The 5,508-nt window shown below is 61.4% G+C and carries 6 protein-coding genes and 1 pseudogene; 3 read left to right on the forward strand and 4 right to left on the reverse strand.

What is annotated here, in order from left to right:
• A partial coding sequence (locus DBR30_RS21320; protein ID WP_219927553.1) for a hypothetical protein occupies positions 1-221 on the reverse strand: 221 nt, incomplete at its 3' end.
• A gap of 79 nt (positions 222-300) precedes the next feature.
• Between DBR30_RS21320 and phnW the strand changes: the two genes are divergently transcribed.
• Genes phnW through phnX form a run of 3 tightly spaced genes read left to right on the forward strand, consistent with a single transcriptional unit; the run spans position 301 to position 3,714 of the window.
• Positions 301-1,443: a 2-aminoethylphosphonate--pyruvate transaminase gene (gene phnW / locus DBR30_RS07440; RefSeq protein WP_108588272.1), complete on the forward strand. Its 1,143-nt coding sequence runs from the start codon at positions 301-303 to the stop codon at positions 1,441-1,443.
• Positions 1,440-2,882, forward strand: a complete 1,443-nt coding sequence (locus tag DBR30_RS07445) for an aspartate aminotransferase family protein (protein ID WP_108540950.1) — start codon at positions 1,440-1,442, stop codon at positions 2,880-2,882. The genes phnW and DBR30_RS07445 overlap by 4 nt, the downstream gene beginning before the upstream one ends.
• Positions 2,875-3,714 carry a phosphonoacetaldehyde hydrolase gene (gene phnX / locus DBR30_RS07450; protein ID WP_108588273.1) on the forward strand — a complete coding sequence of 280 codons (840 nt, stop codon included), beginning with the start codon at positions 2,875-2,877 and terminating at the stop codon, positions 3,712-3,714. Before DBR30_RS07445 ends, phnX begins: the two co-directional genes overlap by 8 nt.
• Positions 3,715-3,812: 98 nt before the next feature.
• On the opposite strand, the pseudogene DBR30_RS22755 reads toward phnX, so the two are convergent.
• The 3 genes and pseudogenes from DBR30_RS22755 to DBR30_RS21810 all read right to left on the reverse strand — a co-directional run.
• Positions 3,813-4,266 (reverse strand): annotated as a pseudogene (locus DBR30_RS22755) (NUDIX hydrolase).
• Positions 4,267-4,320: 54 nt separating this feature from the next.
• Entirely contained in the window at positions 4,321-4,950 is a 630-nt protein-coding gene (locus DBR30_RS07460) for a DUF2268 domain-containing putative Zn-dependent protease (protein WP_108542647.1), read from the reverse strand.
• 91 nt (positions 4,951-5,041) lie between these two features.
• Positions 5,042-5,508: TPR domain-containing protein (locus tag DBR30_RS21810; RefSeq protein ID WP_441296729.1), on the reverse strand; the 467-nt coding region annotated here is incomplete at its 5' end.

Genomic DNA, 5,508 nt, shown 5'->3' on the forward strand with positions numbered 1-5,508 from the left:
GCATCCTTGATCTGCAGATATTGCGGTTTGCTCATGAAAATCCCTGGTTTTGCAATAAGTTGTGCAATGAGTTGGGCAATGGGCTGGGCACAGGGCTGGTCATCTGCCCGGTGGTTAAACGGCAACATCAACATGTGTTGGTAGATACCAGCATCGCCCCTGCTGTTCAGGCCTCCTAGATTATCGCGATCCCGGCGCTGAAAATGAATTTTTTGTTGCACGTAGCGCCACCCCTTTGACCTTGGCGGGGCAGTTACCCACAATGCGCTCATTCTGGTATATACCAAAAGGAGCGAAGTCATGACCCATATTCCTGCGGCCCCTGCCGCCGTCGATTACCTGCTGCTGACCCCGGGCCCCCTCTCAACCACCGCCACGGTGCGTGCCGCCATGCTGCAAGACAGCTGCACCTGGGATGCGGACTACAACCAGGGCGTGGTGGAGCCCATCCGCCGCGAGCTGGTGCGCCTCGCCACCGGCCCTGAATGTGAAAGTGACTACAGCGCCGTCTTGCTGCAGGGGAGCGGCAGCTATGTGGTGGAGAGCGTGCTGGGCTCGGCGATAGGCGTCGATGAGTGTCTGCTGATCATCAACAACGGCGCCTACGGTGCCCGCATGGGGGAGATGGCCCGCTGCCTTGGCCTGCGGCACCACGAGCTGGATTGCGGCGAGACGACCCGCCCGGAGCCCGCCGCCATCGAGGCGATGCTGGCGCGCCACCCCGAGATCACCCATCTGGCCATGGTGCACTGCGAGACCACCACCGGTATGCTCAACCCCCTTGAGGAGGTGGCTGAGCTCTGCCAGCGCCGCGGCATCCGCCTGATCGTCGATGCCATGAGCAGCTTTGGCGGCATCCCCATCGACATGGGGCGCCTTGGCATCGAGTTTCTTATCAGCTCGGCCAACAAGTGCATTCAGGGGGTACCGGGCTTTGGCTTCGTCATCGCCCGCCGCGTGGCGCTCACGGCCTGCGCCGGTCGTGCCCGCTCGGTCTCCCTCGACCTGCATGCCCAGTGGCAGACCATGGAGCAGCAGGGGGGCAAGTGGCGCTTTACCTCGCCCACCCATACCGTGCTTGCCTTTGCCCAGGCCCTGCGCGAGCTGGACGAAGAGGGGGGCATTGAAGCCCGCCATCAGCGCTACAGCGAGAATCAGCGCACGCTGGTGGCGGGGATGGCTGCCCTCGGCTTTGCGCCACTGCTGCCAGAACAGTGGCAATCCCCCATCATCACCGCCTTCTACTCTCCGGCTCACCCTGACTACCGCTTCGCCGACTTCTACCAGCGGCTCAAGGCACAGGGCTTTGTCATCTATCCGGGCAAGGTCTCCCAGGCCGATTGCTTCCGGATTGGCAATATCGGCGATGTGACCCCTGAGCGGGTGCGCGATCTGCTTGCGGCCATGGCCAGCGCCTGTTACTGGCAAGGGGACGCGCGATGACCAGCATGGCGCCTCAGGGTTGCGAGCTGCGTGGCCGCGATTTACATGACGATAAGAAGCTGCACGGCAGCGGCCGCGCTGATAGCGAAGGGGATATCAACCTCGGCGAGGGACGTGCGCGCTGGTGGGCAGGCCAGAGTGACGGGGTGCAGGCGGGATTGGCGGAAGATAGCCGCTATTTTCTCCATCAGGCACTCTCCACCCCCTGTCTCGATCTGCTTGAGAGCGCGCAGGGGAGCTGGCTGACCAGTGCCTCTGGCAAACAGTACCTCGATTTTCACGGCAACAGCGTCCATCAGCTGGGCCACGGTCACCCCAGGGTGGTGGCCGCGGTGCAGCAGCAACTCGCCGATCTGCCGTTCGCACCCCGCCGCTACACCCATCAGGTTGCCATCGACTGCGCCCGTACCCTGGCCGAACTGGCCCCCGGCGATCTCAATCGGGTGCTGTTCGCCCCCGGCGGCAGCGAGGTGGTGGGGATTGCCTTGAAGCTCGCCCGCTTCATCACCGGCAACAGCAAGGTGGTGTCCCTGTGGGATGCCTTTCACGGCGCCTCCCTCGATGCCATCTCGGTCGGCGGCGAAGCCTGTTTTCGCGCCGGTATGGGCCCGCTGATGGCCGGGGTGGAGCGCATTCCTCCACCCACCCGCTATCGCGGTGTCTGGTATCGCGGGGAGGGGGATGATGTGCATTACGCTGATTATCTGGAGTACGTTATCGAGAAGGAGGGGGGAGTAGGCGCCTTTATCGCCGAGCCGATCCGCAACACCGATGTTCAGGTGCCCTCAAAAGCCTACTGGCAACGGGTGCGGGAGATCTGCGATCGCCACAAGGTGCTGCTGATCGTCGACGAGATCCCGAATGCCCTGGGCCGCACCGGCCACTGGTTCAGCTTTGAAGAGTTCGGCATCGAGCCCGACATCATCTGCCTTGGCAAGGGGCTGGGGGGCGGGGTGGTGCCGTTTGCCGCACTGATCACTCGCGATCGTTTCAATCAAGCGGCGGCCATCTCGCTCGGTCACTACACCCACGAGAAGAGCCCCATCGGCTGCGCTGCGGCCCTCGCCACTATAGAGACAATCCGCGAAGAGGGATTGTTGGCAAAAGCGCAGGAGGATGGCCGCTTTATGGCGGTAGAGCTCGCGGCGCTTGCCGAGCGTCACCCGCGGATCGGGCAGGTGCGCGGTATCGGTCTCTTGTGGGCGCTCGATCTGGTGGTCGATCACCAGAGTCGCACCCGCAATAGCCAGGCTGCCGAGCGGCTGCTCTACCGCTGTCTGGAGCTGGGGCTCAGCTTCAAGGTCTCTCAGGGCAATGTCATCCAGCTCTCGCCACCGCTCAATATCGCCCGCGCCGATCTGGTGCGCGCCATCACCATTCTCGATCGCGCCCTCGGCGAGATCGCACTCTCACCGAAACAGGAACACCACCATGATTGACTTGCAGATTGCCATCCACCCGACCACTGACGTAGAGGCGCTGATCCTCGACTGGGCTGGCACCGTCGTCGATTTCGGCTCCTTCGCCCCCACCTCCATCTTCGTCGAGGCCTTCGCCCGCGCCTATGACTTCCCCGTTACTCTGGATGAGGCGCGCCAGCCCATGGGGTTGGGCAAGTGGGATCATATCGCCGCGCTGGGCCGTCTGCCTTCGGTGGATGCGCGCTGGCAGGCCCGCTTTGGCCACCCCATGAGCCATGCCGAGGTGGACCACCTCTATCACACCTTTATGCCGCTGCAGATTGCTGCGGTGACCCGCTTTGCTGCCCCCATCCCAAGAGTGCTGCCGGTGCTGGATGAGCTGCGGGGGCTGGGGCTTCGCATTGGCTCCTGCTCTGGTTACCCCCGTCCGGTGATGGAGGCGCTGGTGCCAGCGGCGGCCGATCACGGCTATCGGCCGGATCACTGGGTCGCCACCGACGATCTCAAGGCAGGTGGTCGCCCAGGCCCCTGGATGGCGCTGGCCAACGTAATTGAGCTGGGAGTGAGTGCAGTGCACCGATGCATCAAGGTGGATGACGCCGTGCCGGGTATCAGCGAAGGGCTGAACGCTGGCATGTGGACGGTGGGATTGTCAGTTTCCGGCAACGAGTTTGGCGCCACCTGGGAAGAGTTTGCCGCTATGAGCGAGGCGGAGATCGCAGCCCGACGCGCACCGGCCGAGGCCAAACTGCGGGCAGCGGGGGCGCACTATGTGATTGATACCCTTGCCGACATCGCTCCGGTTATCGCCGATATCAACCGCCGTCTGGCCGCTGACGAGCGACCGTAGGCCATCTGCTTGGTTTAATAAAAGTACTTCGCTGACTTTATATGAATACGCCCCCATCCGGGGGCGTGTTGCATTTGTGGGGGAGGGATTGCGCGCGGTCAGCGGATATCGACCCGCATCAGGGGAGAGGGGGCATTGTCGACAAAATGGTGCCAGATATGGTCGTAGAGCGCCTTCTGGCCCGGGAAACTTACCAGCGCCTTGGCTTCGGCCAGGGAACACCAGCGATAGTCTGTGTGCTCGTCGTTGAGGATCACCGCCTGATTGGGCGAACAATAGACCACAAAGACCGGCACCATCTCAATCGTATTCAGGCTACGCCTCGTAGAACTGCTTCAGATACTGGCCGTTGTAGAGTTCGGTGACCCTGATCCCTGTCTCCTCGCTAAACTCCCGAATAATGGTCTGCCCGCCGGTTTCACCCGCCTCCACCGTGCCCGCCACATGGCACCAGAAGCCCCCCTTGACCCGTTTCATCACCAGCAATTTGGTTTCGCCATCGACAGTGGTAAGGGCAACGCCGGAGACGGCCTTGCAGCGAATGGGGATCATGATCTTCTCTCCGGATTTGGGCTCTGTAATCGCCACGAACAGTGTGAAGGCGTGTTAATTGAAATACGCCTCGGCGGGTAGGCCCATGACCTCTATTTCATTGAGGCCGCTTTTGGCCAGATAGTTGGCCACCAGATTGAACCCCACCCAGTAACCGGCATATTTGGGAAATGGCCGGTTATCACGGCAGTAGAAAAAGTCTAAATAGTTGAACTGCTTGCTGGATAGATGGGGTGTCATCTCTGCCAGGAGCGATTGCCAGTCATGATGATGAGACTCCTTGAACAGCGAGGGGAGTGTGCCGCCATTGAACCTCTGCTCAAAGTAGCAGGCCAGTCCTTCAAAAATCAGGGTTTCGGCCAGTGTTTCTGCTTCCACCTTGTTCTTCTTTTGCACGATATGGTGGACTTCGTGGGCCAGCACGGCAGGCAATTCGGTGATGATCACCTCTTTGATATCAGGCCGTTCCAGATCAAGCTGGAGTTCTATCCGATACATGTTGATGGCCCAGCCACCGATACCCGAATCGGGAGCATCCCCATCGGCAAAAGGGCTGAAGGTGACATCCAGTTGGGAGAGATCGAACAAGGCATTCAATTTGTGCGCCGTCTCGGCAAAAACGTGCCTAATGGTGTCATCAAGCCCATCGAATTTGCCCGAGTCGTTTAACAGGGTGAGTTGCATCCAGACATCCTTGTCTATTGAAAGAGAGGGCTGAGCCACTTGCGTGGTCGCGGCGCCATATCACCACGATGACCCTCCTTCAATCAAGGGGTTACCCGCCCATTATGCTTGCCGTCTGGATCGCCTCGATCAGTGCAGCCCGGTTGATGCGAGGGCGCTCGCCATCGAGAAGTTGCTGCCACAGGGCAATGGCCTGACTGTAGCGACCATGCAGGAAGTGATCGGAGGCGAGCAGCATCAGGGCGCTCACTTCCCCCGCATCCTGCTTGAGGGCGCTCTCCAGCAGGCGGGTTGCCTCGGGAGTCAGCTGCTGGCCCGCCTGATAGTAGAGCACGGTGGCCTGCGCGGCTTGAGTCGCTGCACTGGCGCCCCCCTCCAGCAGCGCGAGACGCTGGTAGGCGAGCAGGGCGTTGTCATACTCGTTCCGATAGAGATAGAGCTGGCCGAGCGCCGCCCAAGCGTCGAGATCGGCGGGGTTGCGCTGAAGCTTCTGATGCAGACTCCCCAGCTCCTTGTCCTGCAGATCCCGCGGGCTCAACCCCGCCAGCGGATCGGGAC

The organism is Aeromonas sp. HMWF017 (assembly GCF_003061465.1).
Taxonomy (GTDB): domain Bacteria; phylum Pseudomonadota; class Gammaproteobacteria; order Enterobacterales; family Aeromonadaceae; genus Aeromonas; species Aeromonas veronii.

Bases quoted from the DNA above. Each gene is read 5' to 3' on its own strand.
- phnW (WP_108588272.1), top strand. From the start codon at position 301: ATGACCCATATTCCTGCGGCCCCTGCCGCCGTCGATTACCTGCTGCTG.
- DBR30_RS07460 (WP_108542647.1), bottom strand. From the start codon at position 4,950: ATGCAACTCACCCTGTTAAACGACTCGGGCAAATTCGATGGGCTTGAT.
- phnX (WP_108588273.1), top strand. From the start codon at position 2,875: ATGATTGACTTGCAGATTGCCATCCACCCGACCACTGACGTAGAGGCG.
- DBR30_RS07445 (WP_108540950.1), top strand. From the start codon at position 1,440: ATGACCAGCATGGCGCCTCAGGGTTGCGAGCTGCGTGGCCGCGATTTA.